The organism is Pseudonocardia sp. EV170527-09 (assembly GCF_008369905.1).
GTDB lineage: Bacteria > Actinomycetota > Actinomycetes > Mycobacteriales > Pseudonocardiaceae > Pseudonocardia.
The window spans coordinates 1-16,054 of record NZ_VRMC01000113.1 but is presented as its reverse complement, the minus strand read 5'-3'; the positions used below and the strand labels follow the sequence as shown (position 1 = coordinate 16,054).

Sequence of the window (16,054 nt, the reverse complement as noted above, 5' to 3'; positions counted from 1 at the left end):
GGACCCTGGCCGACGGCTGGGCCTACGCCCGACTCTATGAGTCGACCCGCCAACGCAACGACGCCCTACCCGGCTGGCTGCACTTCTACAATCACCACCGCGCTCACTCCGCCATCGGCGGCCAGCCACCAGTCACCAGGCTGACCAACCTCCCTGGACATCACATCTAGGCCGCGACCAGCGGTGACGCCTGCTTCCGACGGGGTATGGCGCGCGGTGCCGCCCGGCCGGGTGACCCGGCCGGGCGGAGCGTCACCCGCCGTCGGGCGGGCGGTTCCCCTCGTCCGGCCGGCCCGGCGGCGGGCCGGAGTCCGGCGCGGGCGCCGGGGCCGGGCTGCCCGGAGGCGGCGGCGGAGCGGGCACCGACCCGCTGCTGACCTGCAGGGTCACCTGCTCACCCGGGAGCGCGGCGCCGCGGGGCTCCTGCCCGACGACCGTCCCCTCGGGAGCGTTGTTGTCGACGGTGCGGGTGGTGACCTGCCATCCGGCACCCTCCAGCTCACCGCGGGCGTCGCCCACCGACCGGCCGACGACGTCCGGGATGCGCGACTCGGCGCCGCCGTCGAGGTAGCGCGGGTCGGTCGGCGGCAGCGGGGTCGGCGGGGTGTTCGCGACGAGCGGGCCCACCGCGCCGTACCAGGTGCGGGCCGGGGTCTTGCCGCCGAAGATGTTGCCGTTCCCGCAGGCGAAGGGGGCGCCGCCGCCGTCGCAGAGGGGTCGCGGCCGGTTGGAGTTGTCGAAGGTGATGACCGCGCCGGCCATCTCCGGGATCGCACCCATGAACGCGGCCGACTTGTGCTGCTGGGTCGTCCCCGTCTTGCCCGCCATCGGCCGGGTCCAGCCCGCGGCCCTCGCCGCGGCGGCGGAGGTGCCGGCGACGTCGTCCTTGCTCAGGCCGGTGACCAGGGTGTTCGCCAGCGCGGGATCGACGGCCTGCTGGCAGGGCTCCTCGGTGATCGGGACGGGCTTGCCCTCGGCGTCGGTGATCGAGTCGATCGGGGTCGGCGGGCACCACTTGCCCTGGGAGAACAGGGTGGCGCCGACGTTGGCCAGCTCCAGCACCGACGTCGGGGTGACGCCGAGCGTGAACGACGCGAGCCGCTGGTCCTTGATCACCTCGGCGATCGAGCGGTCGGTGCGCTTGCCGGTGCCCGGGTCGACGAACGGCGTCGTGGCCAGCGACTTCATGCCGAGACGGACGGCCATGTCGACCACGTCCGGCACCCCGGTGAACTCCTCGAGCTTGATGAACGCGGTGTTCGGCGACTGCGCGAGCGCATCGGTGAGGCTCATCCGGCCGGGGTAGTTGCCGGCGTTCGCGACCGGAACGGGGCGGCCGCTGCCGTCGACGTAGATCGGGGAGGCGTAGCCCGACGGCGGCACCTGCATCGAGTAGTTGATGCCGAGGCCCTTCTCCAGCGCGGTGGCCGCGGTGAAGATCTTGTACGTCGACCCGGCACCGAGGTTGACCGGCTGGTACGGCAGGCCGTAGCTGGTCTCCTCGGCGTCGGCGTTCAGGCCGAACGTGCGGCTCGACCCCATCGCGAGCACCCGGTGCTTGTGCTGGCCGGGCTGGACCAGCGACATCACGTTCGCGACGTTGGGGGTGTCCGGCGGCACCTCCTTGTCCAGGGAGCGCTTGACCTCCTCCATCGCGCGGCGGTCCAGGGTGGTGCGGATGGTGTAGCCGCCGCGCTGGATCTGCTCCTCGGTGAAGCCGGCCTCGGTCAGGTACTGCGTCACGTACTTGCAGAAGAAGCCCATGTCGCCGGCGCCGATGCAGCCGTTCGGCACCCGGACCAGCGGGTTCGCGACGCCGAGCGGAGCGGCCATGGCCTGCTTCGCCTGGGCGTCGTCGATCATCTGCTGCTGGCGCATCTGGTCGATCACGACGTTGCGCCGCTGCAGCGCGGTCTGCGGGTTCTGCACCGGGTCGAACTGGGTGGTCGAGCGGACCATGCCGGCGAGCATCGCGGCCTGCGGGACGGTCAGCTTGTCCGGCGTGGTGTTGAAGTACGTGCGCGCCCCGGCGGCGACGCCGTAGGAGCCGTTGCCCAGGAAGACGATGTTGAGGTAGCGGTTGAGGATCTCGTCCTTGGACAGCTGGCGCTCCAGCTGCAGGGCGATCCGCGCCTCCTTGAGCTTGCGGGCCGGTGTCTGCTCGGTGGCCTTGAGCCGCTCGGCCTCGCTCGTCGCGTCGACGTAGAGCATGTAGTTCTTGACGTACTGCTGGGTGATCGTCGAGGCACCCTGGACGACGTCACCGGACGCCGAGTTCGCGACGACCGCGCGCAGCGTGCCCTGCCAGTCGACGCCGTCGTGCTCGTAGAACCGGCGGTCCTCGATGGCCAGCATCGCGCCCTTCATCGCGGTCGAGATCTGGTCGTTCGTGACCTCGGTGCGGTTCTGGTCGAACAGGTAGGCGATCGGGCGACCGTCGGAGTCGGTGAGCGTCGTCGTCAGCGGCGGGCGGGTGCCGACCAGGTCCGCCGAGCTCGACGTGACGCTGTCACCCGCCTCGTTGGACAGCATGCCGAGGCCGCCGACCAGCGGGAAGGCCATGCCCGCCGTGATCACACCGAGCAGGACGCACAGGCCGGCGAGGACGCCGAGCGGGCGGAGCAGACGCCGGGGGAACCTCACGGGACCAGCCTACGGGCCACGGCGTCAGGAACCGGTCAGGCCGACACCCCCGGGTTGCGTAGTTTTGCGCGCTGACCCGGACACCCTCCGCGGTCGAGGATCGACGCATCACGTCGCGGGCCACCGGGCCCGCACCGGCCCGAGAGGCGACCCGATGCTCGACACCCTGCGTCCCGTCACCGGCAGGCCCCGCCTGCGTCCCGCCGTCGTCGTCCGCGCCTGCACCGCGGTCTGGAACTGGCGGTCGGCCGCACGCTGCCGTACCGAGGACGCCGAGAACCTGTTCGTCACCGGCGCCGACCAGCGCGAGGCACGCGAGTTCTGCCTGTCCTGCCCGGTCCGCACCGAGTGCCTCGCGCACGCCCTGGACCACCAGGTCGAGTTCGGCGTGTGGGGCGGGATGACGGAGCGGGAGCGCCGGGCGCTCCTGCGCCGGCGCCCGGACGTGCGCGACTGGGCCGCACTGCTCGGACGCGCGCGCTCCGACCACTACGCCGGACGCAGCAGGAGCGCCTGACCCGATAGCGTCAGCGGCGTGCTGGAGTTCCTGGCCGGTCTCTACCGGACGCACGCCGACGATCTCGCCACGGTGATCGACCAGCAGCGGGCGCTCCTCGCCGGCGGCACGATCACTCCGCAGCTCGACGACGTCGAGGCCGAGCTGACCTACCTGCTGCTGCGCCACCACCGGCCGTCGCAGGTGGTGGAGGTCGGCACCTACTACGGCTGGTCCACCACCTGGATCCTGTCCGCGCTGCGCGACAACGGGGCGGGTCACCTGCAGTCGTTCGACCTGGTCGACCACGTGTGCGGCACCGTGCCCGAGGAGCTGTCGGCCGGGCGCTGGACGTTCCACCGCGGGGACCTGCGCGAGACCGTCGAGAAGGTCCCGGCCGGCACCGGCTACCTGTTCGTCGACGCCGACCACGGACGCCGCTTCGCCCGCTGGTACCTGGAGCACCTGTTCGGGCGGATCGCGACGGGCACGCCGACCAGCGTGCACGACGTGTTCCACCTGCCCCGGGCACGGCCGTTCACCGAGGGGTCCGAGGTACTGCGGCACCTGGGGCGCAGCGGCACCGGCTGGTTCACACCCTCGCGGGCCGCGGCACCGCGGAACCTGCGTGCGCTCGACGCCGTCCGGGCCGAGCTGGGGATCACCGGGGCACGCGGGACCTCACGCAACCCGATGATCTTCTTCTCGATGCCCTGAGCTCAGCGAGCGGGATCGCGCAGCCCCTCGACGACGCCCTCCAGCACCGTCGCGAACCGGTCGGCCTCGGCCCGGTCCAGCCCGGACAGCAGGCGTTCCAGACGCGCGTCGAGCCGTCCACGGGTGCGGTCGACCGCGGCCCGCCCCGCGTCGGTGAGGGCGACGGCGACCGCCCGACGGTCGGTCCCGTGCGGACGGCGGAGCAGCAGGCCGTGCGCCTCGAGGGTGTTGACGTGCCGGCTGGCGACACTGCGCTCCAGCCCGACGGCGGCGGCCAGCTCGGTGGTGCTGACCCCGTCGCCGAGCCGCGCCAGCCCGGACAGCACCGGGTAGGTCGTCGCGTCGAGACCGTCGATGCCGCCGGTCAGTGCCGAGTGCAGCCCGGTGCGGGTGTCGCGCAGCAGGAGCCGACCGAGGGCGTCCGCACAGCGTCGTTCGGGGGTCACACCGCCCACGATACGTGCATCTTGCACGCGCCCCGCCGTCCGGCGTACCGTCCGAATGCGTGCACAGTGCACGCTCATGGAGGGAGTGGTCATGACCGGAGCAGTGGATCCCGAGGACGTCCTGCCGGACGGGGTCGAGTACGCGGAGCTGGGCGGGACGCCGGTGCGCAAGGGGACGGTCGCCGCGTTCGTCGCGACGGCGCGGTCCCTGGAGGCACTGCCCGCGGGCGACCCGGCCGAGGCCGGTCTGGCCGCGCACCTGCGTGACCTGCTGCCGGGCCTGCGCGCGGTCGGGGTGCTGGAAGTGTTCGCGCCCCGCTCGGCCCGGCTGCGGGCGGCGCTCGGCGTGTCCTGAGCTCAGCCCGCCGACGCCGCGGCGCCGGACTCGGTCTCACCGGCCAGCAGCGCGCCGACCCGACGCAGCCCGTCGAGGTCGGCGATGTCACCGGCCAGCGCGGGCACCCGCGTCACCGCCACACCGGGGTGCGCGGCGGAGAACCGGGTGAGCAGGTGCTCCTCCCGTTCGTGCAGGTCGACGCGGTCGGCGTGCAGCCGCAGCACCGCGGCCGCGATCTGCGACCCCGGTCCGCCGACCTGCTCGGCCGCGGCCCGCGCGCGGGCCGCGGAGACCGGCGCGAGCACCGGGTGGGTCCGGTTCAGCACGAGCCCGGCCAGCGGCATGTCCTCCGACGACAGCCGCTCGGTGAAGTACGCCGCCTCGCGCAGCGCGTCCGGCTCCGGTGCGGCGACGACGAGGAACGCCGTGCCCTCCGAGCGCAGCAACGCGTAGGTCTTGTCGGCCCGCTCGGCGAAGCCGCCGAACAGGGTGTCGAAGGCCTGCACGAACGCCGACGCGTCCTGCAGCATCTGTCCGCCGATGATCGAGCCGACGGCCTTGGCGAACAGCCCGAACCCGGCCTCGACGATCCGGCGCAGCCCGCGACCGCCGGCCCGGGCGGGCGCGGCGAGCAGCTTGATCATGCGGCCGTCGAGGAAGCGGGACATGCGCTGCGGGGCGTCGAGGAAGTCCAGCGCCGAGCGAGACGGCGGTGTGTCGACGACGACGAGGTCCCACGTCCCGGCGCCGGCGAGCTGACCCAGCTTCTCCATCGCCATGTACTCCTGCGTCCCGGAGAACGAGGAGGAGACCGTCTGGTAGAAGGGGTTCTCGATGATCTTCTGGGCCCGCTCGGGCGGGGCGTGCGACTCCACCATCTCGTCGAAGGTGCGTCGCATGTCCAGCATCATCGCGGCGAGCTCGCCGTCGACCGCCTTCACCGGGGCGGGGTCGTTCGACAGCTCGTCCACCCCGAGTGCCTGGGCCAGGCGTCGCGCCGGGTCGATGGTGAGCACGACGACCTGACGGCCGCGCTCGGCGGCGCGCACCGCGAGCGCCGCGGAGGTGGTCGTCTTCCCGACGCCCCCCGAGCCGCAGCACACGATGACCCGGGTGGCCGGGTCGTCGATCAGGGCGTCGACGTCCAGCACCCGGTCCGGCGCCGGGTCGGTCCTGCTGGTCATCGGCGGGCCTCCAGGTGCACTCCCTGCGCGGTCATCGACTCGGCGAGCTCGTAGAGCGAGCCGAGGTCCACACCGCCGAGCAGCGCGGGCAGCGTGATCCGCGGCAGCGGCGGGGTCGGCTCGGTCTCCAGCCGGCGCAGCGCGGCGGTCTCCCCCTCGACGGCGACGGCGTGCTCCACGGTCTCGGCGACCAGGCCGTCGATCTCGGCGGGAGCCAGCTCGATCCCGGCGCTCTGCAGGCCGTTGCGGATCCGGGCCGCGTCGACCCGGCCGCCCGCGGCGGCGGTGACCGAGCGGTCGGGCAGCCACTGCTCGCGCATCCGGTTCACCACGACCGAGCCGAGCGGGATCCCGGCGGCGTCGAGCTCGGCGACGGCGTCGAGCGTCTCGGTGACCGGCAGGTCCGACAGCAGCGTGACCAGGTGCACCGCGGTGAGCGGGGAGTGGATCAGCGCCTCGACTCCCTTGGCCTGCCCGTGGATCGGTCCGACCTTGGCCAGGTCCGCCATCGCCCTGGTGACGTCGAGGAACGACACGAGACGACCGGTGGGCGGCGCGTCGAGGACCACCGCGTCGTAGGCGGGGAGGCCGTCGGACTCCGTGCGGGTGACGCACTCCTTGGCCTTGCCGGTGAGCAGCACGTCACGCAGGCCGGGGGCGAGCGTGGTCGCGAACTCGATCGCGCCCATCCGGCGCAGGGTCCGCCCGGCCACGCCCAGCCGGTAGAACATCTCGAAGTACTCCAGCAGCGCGGCCTCGGCGTCGACGGCCAGCGCCCGCACCTCACCCCCGCCGGGCGCGACGGCGATCCGCCGCTCCTCGTACGGCAGCGGCGCGGTGTCGAAGACCTGGGCGATGCCCTGGCGGCCCTCGACCTCGACGAGCAGCACCCGCTTCCCGCCGCCGGCCAGGGCCAGCGCGAGGGCGGCGGCCACGGTGGTCTTGCCGGTCCCCCCCTTGCCGGACACCACGTGGAACCGCACGCGGGAGAGCGCATCGGGCCACGGGTCGGGGCGGGTTCCGGGCTCGGGCCGGACGGTCGTGGTCACGGCGACCAGCGTACGAGCGCCCACCGACAGCGGCCCGTCGGCGAGGTGCGTCCCACAACGGACGGGCGCGTCCCACGCTCCGGCGGTGGGCGTCCGTCGCAGCGGGACGGCCATCCGTCGCGCCACGGCGGTTCGGTGTCGGGTGCCCGGGTTACAGTCCCGCCCATGAGCTCCCCGGTCGTGAAGTGGGAATACCTGACCGCCCCCCTGCTGATCCACAACACCAAGGCGATCCTGGACAACTTCGGCCGCGACGGCTGGGAACTGGTCACGGTGACCAGCGGCGCGAACGCCGAGCAGCTGGTGGCGTTCTTCAAGCGGCCGGTGCAGCAGTGAGCGCACTCGCCCGGCTGACGGAGCTGGGGTTGACCCTGCCCGCCGTGGCCACACCGGCCGGCGCCTACATCCCGGCCCGGCGCAGCGGGAACCTGGTGTTCACCGCGGGCCAGGTCCCGTTCGTGGACGGGAAGGTCGCCGCGACCGGCAAGGTCGGCGACACCGTCACCGCCGAGCAGGCCTACGACCTGGCCCGGATCTGCACGCTGAACGCGCTCGCCGCGATCGACGGGCTGGTCGGCCTCGACAGCGTCACCGGCGTGGTGAAGGTGGTCGGGTTCGTCGCGTCGGACCCGTCGTTCACCGGTCAGCCCGGCGTGATCAACGGTGCGTCGGACCTGCTCGGTGAGGTGTTCGGTGAGGCCGGGGCGCACGCCCGGTCGGCCGTCGGCGTCGCGGTGCTGCCGCTGGACGTACCGGTCGAGGTGGAACTGACCGTGGAGATCGAGGACTGAGGTCGGGTCGACATGGGTGTGTCCGCCGGGGTCCCGGCCGGTCACGAGCTGCTGCTGCGGCTCGCCGGCCGGGTTCCCGACGAGCTGCTCTGGCGGCTGCGCGACTGGCTGGCCGCCGGGGACACCACGGCTCTCGGCGCGGTCCTGCCACGCACACTGCTGCGGCACCGGATCGGGCTGACCGGGCACGAGCGCAGCCTGCTGGCCGAGGTCGTCGGGCCGGATGCGCCGTCGCGGCGCCTGGTCGACGCGGTGCTGCCCGGCACACCCCCCGCCCCGCCCACGTTCACGGCGGGCGAGCCGGACCTGGCCGCGTGGTCGGCCCTGTCGGTGGTGCGTGACGAGGCGTCCGCGCTGCTGCTGGCCGTGCGCGACGACGGAGCCCGCGTGCTGCTCGTGCGTGACGCGCAGCGGCCGCATCTGCTCGCCGCCGCGGTCGCGCGGCTGCTGCGTGTCCACGGTGACCGTGTCCCGCGCGTCGAGGCCCTCACCGGCGACGCCCCGACCGAGTACCACGAGGCTGCGTGCACCGCGGCGGCGTCGTTGTGGAGCCGCGAGCCGGTCCCCACCGGCTGACGCGGGACCGCGAAGGAGGCCCCATGTCCGACCCCACGTACCGCCTGCTGCGGGAACTGGCCGGCCGGGTGGACGACGACCTGCTCGCCACCGGACGCGAGCTCGTCGCCGTCGGCGAGGAGGGGCACGCGCTGGAGCTGCTGGTCGCCGAGCTCGTCGCGGAACGGGCGGTGCTGCCGCACGCGGTGCGCTCCGAGCTGGTCGCCGAGGCGGCCGCCCGCCGGGTGCAGCCCGACGCCGACGCCTGCCTGCCGCCCGCCGCGGACGTCGCCGCGGGTCCGCACCGGTTCGACGGCGACGGCCCGCCCGGTGCCGCGGAGGCGGTGACCGCCGCACTCGCCGGCGTCCCGGTCCCGGAGTCGGGCTGGACGCTGGCCTGGCGCACGACGCCCGCCGGTGCCGCCCCCGGCCCGCTGCCGCAGCCGGTGCTGCTGGCTCGCACCGGACCGCACGATGCACCCGAGGTCCTGACCTACCAGGCGCAGGCGGCGCTGGCCCGGGCCGGGCTGGTCGTGTCGGTCGAGGTCGGCGACGACAGCCCGGACCCCGACTACCACCGCGCCGCCCGGGAGGTCGCGCGACCGCTCCCCGCAGCCGCCTCCTCTGCGCCGTCCCACGGCACTCAGTCCCACGACACCCCGTCCCACGACACCCCGTCCCACGACACTCCGTCCCACGACGCTCCGTTCCGTGACGTCCCGTCCCGTGACGACGTGTCGGCGGAGGGCGCCCTGCCCGCCGGGAACCGGCCGGTCCCGCCCATCTCGGCCCCGTCGTCCGACCGGGCTCCCGGCGACCGTCCCGACGACCGGCCGTCCGCCCGGGCCGGGCTCGTGCCCGCGGCGGTCCCCCCGGACCCGCGGCCCGACCGGGACGCGCCCTCCACCACCGCGGCCCCCGGGCCCGACGCACTCGGCGGCCCGGGCAGCGACGCGGCGCCGGCGTTCGATGCCGTACCGGCCCGGGACCGCGCCGACGGCTCCCCCCTGCGCCCCGGCGTCGATGCGGACGTCCCCGACCCGGGGCGATCGCCCGCGCCGATTCCCGACGACCGCCCCGCACCCCGCACCGACAGCCCCTCCGCGGAGGCCCCGGGACCGGCGGACCGACACGGCCGGGTCGATCCGGTGTCGACGGGCGGGACCACCACCTCGCCGGGAACGAGCGGGCCCGGCGACCGGCCGGGCCGGACCTCGGACGCTGCCGCCTCCCGCGCCGGCGCGGACCCGGGTACTCCCGCGACCGGCTCCGCGACGAGCCCGTCCGACGCGACCGGTCCTGGCCCGGACACCGGCACCTCGGCCGACACCGCACACGGTCCGGAGACGGCCACCGCCGACCCGACCATTCACGGCCCGGAGACCGGCACCCCCGACGGCGCCGACCCCGGTCCGGCCAGGTCTCGCGGCCCCGCGGCACGACCCGTCGCGGTACCCGCCGAGAACGAGGACACCGCTCATCCGGCACCGCGGCCGTCGCCGCCGATCCGGGCGTTGCGCGAGGCCACCGGGGGTGACTGGTTCGACTCGCCCCCGGAGGCCGGCAGCCCGAACCCGACGCCGGCGAGCGGCGTCGGCGAGGTCCCCGACGTCCCCCGGCACCGGTTCGTCGCCGAATCCACCGGGCCCGGCAACGGCCACTCCCCGGACCACAACGGGGCGCACCCCGCGACCGCGGACCGCGGGCCCGTGGCGGAGCCGCCGGAGCGTCCGGTTGCGCCTGACCCGTCGCCGTCCGACCGGCCGCCGGGTCCCTCCGACGGACCATCGACACCACCGGTCACCCCGGCACGTCCCGGGCCCCCGGCGTCTCGGACTGCTCCAGGGTCCCCGATCATGCCCGAGTCCCCGACCACGCCCGTTCCGCCGGTCGCCGCCGCGGATCCGTCCCCGGTCGGCCGCCGGTCGACCCGGCGTGACCTCGGCGTACCGCCCCGCGGGGCCGCCGGGCGGGCGCCCGCGGGCGACGGGCCCGCTCCGGTCGTCGTGCGTCCGCCCGTCGGAGCACCCGCGGCGCCGGGCCCCGACGAGGCGTCCTGGCTCGCGGACTGGGCCTCCGGCGCCTGGGTCGGGGAGATCCCGCCACCGGAGCCCCCGGCGCGTACCGACCGGACCGATGTCGACCGCACCGTTCCGGGCACGCCGCACGTCGTCCCCGCCGCGAACGGCACCGCGCCGGCCTCGTCGGAGACCCCGGAGGACCCGGATCACGCCGCCCCCGCCACCTCCTGCTCACCGACGACGAGCCGGACGAGCCGCAGGAACCGGACGAGCCCGTCGCGGACACCACCGAACCGGCCGACGTCGTGGCGCCCACACCGGCGACGGACCAGCCCGCGCCACGCCCGCCGGAGGAGCCGGCGACGGGGCTCGCGGCAGGGTCCGCGGAGGCACCCGCCCCGAGGCCGCGACCGCGCCCCCGCCCCGCCGGGGGCCTGGCCGACCGGCTCACCCCCACCGAACAGGACCTGCTGCAGCGGCTGCACGAGGAGCTCGCGGCCCGCGAGAACGGCGGCGAACCGACCCCCCGCAACGGCACCGCCCGCACCGACCGGGGCTGATCCGGCCGGGTTCCGGGGGACCGTCCTCGCGGAACAGCGTCCCCTGGGCGAAAGCGAGAACTCCGGCCGGGCGGGAGCAGCAACTCAGCCGAACGGGAGCCGGAGCTCAGCCGAGCCGGAGCAACAGCTCAGCCGGGCCGGAGCGGGCACTCAGCCGACCGCGCGCACGATCCGGTCGAGCACCCGCTGCAGGTGCAGCGCCCGGGCGGCGTCCACCGGGAGGTCCGCGCCCGAGCCGATCGCGTCCGCGAGGTCGTCGAGCAGCGCACCGAAGCAGGCGACCGCGTCGGCCGGGCGTCGGTCGAGCACGTACCGGCCGCGGCCGTCCGCCCCGAGCCCGCCGACCAGCGCCACCTCGAACTCGGTCGGGTCCACCGGGACGCGCAGCGACAGCACCACCGAGCTGCGGGCGCCGCCGTCGTGGACGAGGCCGATCCGCCACAGGTCGGGCTCGTCGCGGTGGGCGTGGTCGACGTCGACGACCGGGCCCAGCGCCGCGTCCAGCAGGTCCACGACGTGCGGACCGACGTCGAGCAGCGCCCCGTGCTCGGCCCGCCACGACGACGCCGCGAACGGCCCGCCCAGCAGAGCCCCGGACAGCCAGCGCGCGGTCGCGGTCGTCCCCGGTCCACCGGCGCCGGTCGGGACCGCGTCGAGCCAGGTCCGGATCGCCGGGTCGAACCGCAGGGTCAGCATCGTCGCCGACCGGACGCCCGACGCCGCGACCGCAGCCGCGGCCCGTTCGGCGGAGGGCAGGTCCGCGGCCAGCGGCTTCTCCAGCACCACGTGCTTCCCGGCGGCCACGACCCGCTCCAGCAGCTCGGCCTGGACGGCGGGCGGGACGGCGAACGCGACGGCGTCGCACGCGTCGAGCAGGTCCTCGACCGAGGCGTGCACCGGACCGCCGGAGACTGCGGCGATCTCGGCGGCCGCTTCCGGTCGTCGCGCCCACACCCCGGCCGCCGACCAGCGGGGATGCGCCGCGATGGCGGGGGCGTGCACCTGTCGCGCCCACGGCCCGGCGCCGAGCAGTCCGATACGCATGCGGGCATTCTCACCGCCGACCGGCCCCGATCATGACCTAGGGTCGGCGGCCATGAGCGATGATCCGGCGACGCAGCCGGTCGAGCCGAGGGCCGCCGCGACCGTCCTGCTGGTCCGCGACGAGCCGGCCGGCGGTGACCTGCAGGTCTTCCTGCAGCGACGAGTGGCCGGGATGGCGTTCGCCGGCGGCATGACCGTGTTCCCCGGCGGCGGTGTCTCCGCAGGGGACGAGCCGGACCCCGCCCGCTGGCGCGGTCCGGACCCGGCCCTCTTCGGCGCCAGGCTCGCCCAGCCGGCGGGCCTGGCCGCCGCGCTGGTGACCGCGGCCGTCCGCGAGACCTTCGAGGAGTGCGGCGTGCTGCTGGCGGCCCCCACCGGATCCGAACCGGGCCCGCTGGAGGCCGCCGCGGCCTGGCGGGACGACCTGGTCGCCCACCGCACCACGCTGCCGGAGCTGCTGGCGGCGCACGACCTGGAGCTGCGCGCGGACCTGCTGGTCCCGTGGGCCCGCTGGATCACCCCACCACGCAACCCGAAGCGCTACGACACCGCGTTCCTCGTCGCGCGGGTGCCGGACGGCCAGGTCGCCGACGACGCCACCACCGAGGCCGTCGAGGCGCGCTGGTGGACCCCGGCCGAGGCGCTGGCCGGCTACGACGACGGTGAGCTCAAGCTGATGCCGCCCACCCTGCGGACCCTGCAGGAGCTGGACCGCCACACCACCGCCGCCGACGTCCTCGCCGCGGCGGCCGAGCGCGACATCGAGCCGATCACGCCCGAGGTGCGGCGCGAGGGCAGGGTCGTCACGATCACTCTGCCCGGCGATCCCGACTGGATCTACGAGGAGGCCGTCCGGTGAGCCATCCGCTCTACGGCACGCTGCGCGCCGCGCACCCGCTGGCGTCGGTGCTGCTGCAGGACAACCCCGGCCCGATGACGCTGGAGGGCACCAACACCTGGGTGCTGGCGGCCCCGGACGCGCGCGACCGGATCGTCGTCGACCCGGGTGAGGACGACGGCACGCACCTGGAGGCGCTGGCCGACGGCCCGCCGGTCGCCGCGGTCGTCCTGACCCACCGCCACCACGACCACGCCGGCGGGATCGGCCGGTTCGTCGAGCTGACCGGCGCACCCGTGTTCGCCGCGGACCCCTCGCTGACGTCGGGGACCACTCCGCTGCTCGACGGCGCCGTCGTCACCGGTGGCGGGGTCGAGCTGGAGGTGCTGAGCACCCCCGGTCACACCTCGGACTCGGTGTCGCTGCTGCTGCGCGGCCCCGGCGCCGACGGCGGCGCGCTGCTCTCCGGCGACACCGTGCTCGGCCGCGGCACCACCGTCATCGCCCATCCCGACGGCACCCTCGGCCCCTATCTGGACTCGCTGCGCCGGATCGCGGAGCTGCCCGCGGGCACCCCGGTCCTCCCCGGGCACGGGCCGGAGCTCCCGGACGCCGCCGAGACGGCACGCCACTACCTCGCCCACCGCGAGCAGCGGCTGGAACAGGTCCGGGCGGCGCTGGAGCGGCTCGGGCCGGACGCGTCGGCCCGCGACGTCGTCGAGGTCGTCTACGCCGACGTCGACACCTCGCTGTGGGACGCCGCCGAACTGTCGGTCCGGGCACAGCTGGATCACCTGCGTGGATGAACGGGGCTCCGCGGAGCGTTGGACCGGCGAGGCCCGATCGGCCTAAGGTCCCCGCATCCGCGGGGGCGTCGCGATCCGTCCGCCCCGTTCCGCCCGAAGGAGACCCCGTGCGTCGCACGATCCTGGCCCTGGCCGCCGCGCTGCTGGCCCTCACCACCCTCGTCGGCTGCAGCAGTGCCGGGTCCGACACGCTGCGCGTCGGCACCGAGGGGACCTACAGCCCGTTCAGCTTCCAGGGCCCCGACGGGCAGCTGACCGGCTACGACGTCGAGGTCGCCCGTGCGGTCGGCGCCAAGCTCGGCAAGGAGGTCGAGTTCGTCCAGACCCCGTGGGACTCGATCTTCGCCGCGCTCGAGTCGCAGCGGATCGACCTCGTCGCCAACCAGGTCACGATCAACGACGAGCGGAAGGCGAAGTACGACCTCTCGACGCCCTACACCGTGTCCGAAGGCGTGATCGTCACCCGCGCCGACGACACCGCGATCCGCAGCCTGGCCGACCTGCGGGGCCGCACCACCGCCCAGTCCGCGACCAGCAACTGGGCCGAGGTCGCCCGCGGCGCCGGGGCGAACGTCGAGGCCGTCGAGGGCTTCGTGCAGGCCGTCCAGCTGCTCAAGGACGGCCGCATCGACTCGACGGTCAACGACACCCTCGCCGTCGGCGAGTACGAGAAGTCGACCGGGGACAAGGGCATCAAGGTCGCCGCCACCACCGGGGACACCAGTGAGCAGGCCTTCGCCGCCCGCAAGGACAGCGGACTGATGCCCGACGTGGACCGGGCACTGGCCGAGCTGCGGGCCGACGGCACCCTGGCGCAGCTGTCCGAGAAGTACTTCGGCAGCGACGTCAGCGGGAAGTAGATGGATCCCGGCACCTGGGAGCTGATCGGCCGCAACCTGTGGCCGATGCTGAAGGCGACGGTCACGATGACCATCCCGCTGACGGCGATCAGCTTCGTGATCGGGCTGGCGCTGGCCCTGCTGCTGGCGCTGGCCCGGATCTCGTCGATCGCGGCGCTGTCCTGGCTGGCCCGCGCCTACATCTCGGTCGTGCGCGGCACGCCGCTGCTGCTCCAGCTGTTCATCGTGTTCTACGCGCTGCCGCAGCTCGGGCTCGTGATCGACCCGTTCCCGTCGGCGGTGATCGCGTTCAGCCTCAACGTCGGCGGCTATGCGGCCGAGATCATCCGGGCGGCGATCCTGTCCATCCCGAAGGGGCAGTGGGAGGCCGCGCAGACCATCGGCATGGGGTACGCGACGACACTGCGCCGGGTGATCCTCCCGCAGGCCGCGCGGACCGCCGTCCCGCCGCTGTCGAACACGCTGATCTCGCTGGTCAAGGACACGTCGCTGGCCTCGACCATCCTGGTGACCGAGCTGCTGCGGGTCGCCCAGCTGGCCGCGGCGCCGACGTTCGACTTCTTCGCCCTCTACGGCGTGGCCGCGGTGTACTACTGGATCGTCTGCCTGATCCTCTCGTCCGTGCAGGTACGGGTGGAGGCGCGGCTGGAGAGGTACGTGGCGCGATGAGCGACCTGCTGACCGTCCGGGGCCTGCGCAAGTCCTTCGGGACGCTGGAGGTCCTGCGTGACATCGGGTTCGACGTCCCCGCGGGGACCGTGACCGCCGTGATCGGGCCGTCCGGCTCGGGCAAGACGACGGTGCTGCGCACCCTGAACGCGCTGGACCGGGCCGACGCCGGGGTGATCACCATCGGCGATCTCGCGGTCGACTTCGGCGCCCCCGTCGACCGGGCCACGCTGGCCCGGTTCCGATCCCGGACCGCGATGGTGTTCCAGTCGCACAACCTGTTCCCGCACCGCACCGTCCTGGAGAACGTCATCGAGGGCCCGGTGATCGTGCAGAAGCGGCCCCGGGCCGAGGCGACCGCGGACGCCCGGCGGCTGCTGGACCAGGTGGGGCTGGCCGAGAAGGCCGACCAGTACCCCTACCAGCTCTCCGGCGGCCAGCAGCAGCGCGTCGGTATCGCCCGTGCGCTGGCCCTCGACCCGCAGCTGATGCTGTTCGACGAGCCCACCTCGGCGCTGGACCCCGAGCTCGTCGGCGACGTCCTGCGGGTGATCAAGGACCTCGCGACGGCGGGCCGGACGATGGTCATCGTCACCCACGAGATCCGCTTCGCCCAGCAGGTCGCCGACCAGGTCCTCTTCGTCGACGGCGGGGTGGTGGCGGAGTCCGGTCCGCCGTCGCAGGTGCTGGTCGAGCCGGCGCAGCCCCGCACCCGACAGTTCCTGAAGCGGATCCTCGACCCGCTCTAGATGTGATGTCCAGGGAGGTTGTCCCGTCCGGGGGCGGTGAGTCTGGCTGACAGACGAAGGCCTCCGGTTGTGAAGTGGAGCTGTCTAGGAACCGCTTCACCCACCGGAGGCCTTCGTGTCCCACGCTAACGCCGCTCTGACCCCGCGCGCCCGGCTGCGGCTCGCTCAACTCGTCGTCGAGCACGGCTGGACCCACACCGCGGCCGCGACAATGTTCATGGTCTCCGCGCGGACCGCCAAGAAGTGGTCCGACCGCTACCGGGCCGAGGGGCCGGCGGGGATGGCCGAC

19 protein-coding genes are annotated in these 16,054 nt (G+C 74.5%); 14 read left to right on the top strand and 5 right to left on the bottom strand.

Annotated features, from left to right (window positions below; genetic code table 11):
* Positions 1-170, top strand: a 170-nt coding sequence (locus FVA95_RS25075) for an integrase core domain-containing protein (protein WP_149663856.1), incomplete at its 5' end; no start/stop codon positions are given.
* A gap of 82 nt (positions 171-252) precedes the next feature.
* Here FVA95_RS25075 and FVA95_RS25070 read toward each other — a convergent pair.
* Complete coding sequence (locus tag FVA95_RS25070) at positions 253-2,643, bottom strand: penicillin-binding protein (RefSeq protein ID WP_240051720.1); 2,391 nt, start codon at positions 2,641-2,643, stop codon at positions 253-255.
* Between the two features lie 154 nt (positions 2,644-2,797).
* Here FVA95_RS25070 and FVA95_RS25065 point away from each other — a divergent pair, with 154 nt between their 5' ends.
* The gene (locus FVA95_RS25065) at positions 2,798-3,160 is read left to right on the top strand and encodes a WhiB family transcriptional regulator (protein WP_082375646.1); all 363 of its coding nucleotides are present in this window, start codon (positions 2,798-2,800) and stop codon (positions 3,158-3,160) included.
* 18 nt (positions 3,161-3,178) lie between these two features.
* Entirely contained in the window at positions 3,179-3,856 is a 678-nt protein-coding gene (locus FVA95_RS25060) for a class I SAM-dependent methyltransferase (protein ID WP_149666335.1), read from the top strand.
* Between the two features lie 2 nt (positions 3,857-3,858).
* Here the strand turns inward: FVA95_RS25060 and FVA95_RS25055 are convergent, their stop codons facing one another.
* Entirely contained in the window at positions 3,859-4,302 is a 444-nt protein-coding gene (locus tag FVA95_RS25055; RefSeq protein ID WP_205015978.1) for a MarR family winged helix-turn-helix transcriptional regulator, read from the bottom strand.
* Positions 4,303-4,393: 91 nt separating this feature from the next.
* Between FVA95_RS25055 and FVA95_RS25050 the strand changes: the two genes are divergently transcribed.
* Positions 4,394-4,657, top strand: coding sequence for a hypothetical protein (locus tag FVA95_RS25050; protein WP_043280967.1), 264 nt, complete (start codon positions 4,394-4,396; stop codon positions 4,655-4,657).
* A 2-nt stretch (positions 4,658-4,659) separates the two neighbouring features.
* On the opposite strand, the gene FVA95_RS25045 is transcribed toward FVA95_RS25050, so the two are convergent.
* Together FVA95_RS25045 and FVA95_RS25040 are read right to left on the bottom strand one after the other, a co-directional pair.
* On the bottom strand, positions 4,660-5,823 hold the full coding sequence (locus FVA95_RS25045; RefSeq protein ID WP_149666334.1) for an ArsA family ATPase: 1,164 nt from the start codon (positions 5,821-5,823) through the stop codon (positions 4,660-4,662).
* Positions 5,820-6,872, bottom strand: a complete 1,053-nt coding sequence (locus FVA95_RS25040; RefSeq protein WP_149666333.1) for an ArsA-related P-loop ATPase — start codon at positions 6,870-6,872, stop codon at positions 5,820-5,822. Before FVA95_RS25040 ends, FVA95_RS25045 begins: the two co-directional genes overlap by 4 nt.
* A 165-nt stretch (positions 6,873-7,037) precedes the next feature.
* Here FVA95_RS25040 and FVA95_RS25035 point away from each other — a divergent pair, with 165 nt between their 5' ends.
* The 4 genes from FVA95_RS25035 to FVA95_RS25020 all read left to right on the top strand — a co-directional run bounded on the left by FVA95_RS25035 (position 7,038) and on the right by FVA95_RS25020 (position 10,799).
* Positions 7,038-7,208, top strand: coding sequence for a DUF4177 domain-containing protein (locus FVA95_RS25035; RefSeq protein WP_020626603.1), 171 nt, complete (start codon positions 7,038-7,040; stop codon positions 7,206-7,208).
* Positions 7,205-7,663, top strand: a complete 459-nt coding sequence (locus FVA95_RS25030; RefSeq protein ID WP_149666332.1) for a RidA family protein — start codon at positions 7,205-7,207, stop codon at positions 7,661-7,663. The genes FVA95_RS25035 and FVA95_RS25030 overlap by 4 nt, the downstream gene beginning before the upstream one ends.
* A gap of 12 nt (positions 7,664-7,675) precedes the next feature.
* Positions 7,676-8,239: a hypothetical protein gene (locus tag FVA95_RS25025; RefSeq protein WP_149666331.1), complete on the top strand. Its 564-nt coding sequence runs from the start codon at positions 7,676-7,678 to the stop codon at positions 8,237-8,239.
* Positions 8,240-10,544: 2,305 nt separating this feature from the next.
* The gene (locus FVA95_RS25020) at positions 10,545-10,799 is read left to right on the top strand and encodes a hypothetical protein (protein ID WP_149666330.1); all 255 of its coding nucleotides are present in this window, start codon (positions 10,545-10,547) and stop codon (positions 10,797-10,799) included.
* 150 nt (positions 10,800-10,949) lie between these two features.
* Here FVA95_RS25020 and FVA95_RS25015 read toward each other — a convergent pair whose 3' ends face one another.
* The gene (locus FVA95_RS25015; protein ID WP_149666329.1) at positions 10,950-11,843 is read right to left on the bottom strand and encodes a Gfo/Idh/MocA family protein; all 894 of its coding nucleotides are present in this window, start codon (positions 11,841-11,843) and stop codon (positions 10,950-10,952) included.
* 52 nt (positions 11,844-11,895) lie between these two features.
* Here FVA95_RS25015 and FVA95_RS25010 point away from each other — a divergent pair, with 52 nt between their 5' ends.
* The 6 genes from FVA95_RS25010 to FVA95_RS24990 all read left to right on the top strand — a co-directional run.
* Entirely contained in the window at positions 11,896-12,702 is an 807-nt protein-coding gene (locus FVA95_RS25010; protein WP_149666328.1) for an NUDIX hydrolase, read from the top strand.
* Entirely contained in the window at positions 12,699-13,487 is a 789-nt protein-coding gene (locus FVA95_RS25005) for an MBL fold metallo-hydrolase (protein ID WP_193564417.1), read from the top strand. The genes FVA95_RS25010 and FVA95_RS25005 overlap by 4 nt, the downstream gene beginning before the upstream one ends.
* Before the next feature lie 107 nt (positions 13,488-13,594).
* Complete coding sequence (locus tag FVA95_RS32225) at positions 13,595-14,347, top strand: amino acid ABC transporter substrate-binding protein (RefSeq protein ID WP_205015977.1); 753 nt, start codon at positions 13,595-13,597, stop codon at positions 14,345-14,347.
* Positions 14,348-15,016 carry an amino acid ABC transporter permease gene (locus FVA95_RS32220; protein ID WP_205015976.1) on the top strand — a complete coding sequence of 223 codons (669 nt, stop codon included), beginning with the start codon at positions 14,348-14,350 and terminating at the stop codon, positions 15,014-15,016.
* The gene (locus FVA95_RS24995) at positions 15,013-15,765 is read left to right on the top strand and encodes an amino acid ABC transporter ATP-binding protein (protein WP_020628208.1); all 753 of its coding nucleotides are present in this window, start codon (positions 15,013-15,015) and stop codon (positions 15,763-15,765) included. The genes FVA95_RS32220 and FVA95_RS24995 overlap by 4 nt, the downstream gene beginning before the upstream one ends.
* A 115-nt stretch (positions 15,766-15,880) precedes the next feature.
* The coding region (locus FVA95_RS24990; protein ID WP_149662471.1) for a leucine zipper domain-containing protein at positions 15,881-16,054 on the top strand (174 nt) is incomplete at its 3' end.

Excerpts from the sequence above, each read along its gene's own strand:
- FVA95_RS25065 (WP_082375646.1), top strand. The coding sequence starts at position 2,798 with ATGCTCGACACCCTGCGTCCCGTCACCGGCAGGCCCCGCCTGCGTCCC.
- FVA95_RS25050 (WP_043280967.1), top strand. The coding sequence starts at position 4,394 with ATGACCGGAGCAGTGGATCCCGAGGACGTCCTGCCGGACGGGGTCGAG.
- FVA95_RS25045 (WP_149666334.1), bottom strand. The coding sequence starts at position 5,823 with ATGACCAGCAGGACCGACCCGGCGCCGGACCGGGTGCTGGACGTCGAC.
- FVA95_RS25035 (WP_020626603.1), top strand. The coding sequence starts at position 7,038 with ATGAGCTCCCCGGTCGTGAAGTGGGAATACCTGACCGCCCCCCTGCTG.
- FVA95_RS25025 (WP_149666331.1), top strand. The coding sequence starts at position 7,676 with ATGGGTGTGTCCGCCGGGGTCCCGGCCGGTCACGAGCTGCTGCTGCGG.
- FVA95_RS25015 (WP_149666329.1), bottom strand. The coding sequence starts at position 11,843 with ATGCGTATCGGACTGCTCGGCGCCGGGCCGTGGGCGCGACAGGTGCAC.
- FVA95_RS25010 (WP_149666328.1), top strand. The coding sequence starts at position 11,896 with ATGAGCGATGATCCGGCGACGCAGCCGGTCGAGCCGAGGGCCGCCGCG.
- FVA95_RS32220 (WP_205015976.1), top strand. The coding sequence starts at position 14,348 with ATGGATCCCGGCACCTGGGAGCTGATCGGCCGCAACCTGTGGCCGATG.
- FVA95_RS24995 (WP_020628208.1), top strand. The coding sequence starts at position 15,013 with ATGAGCGACCTGCTGACCGTCCGGGGCCTGCGCAAGTCCTTCGGGACG.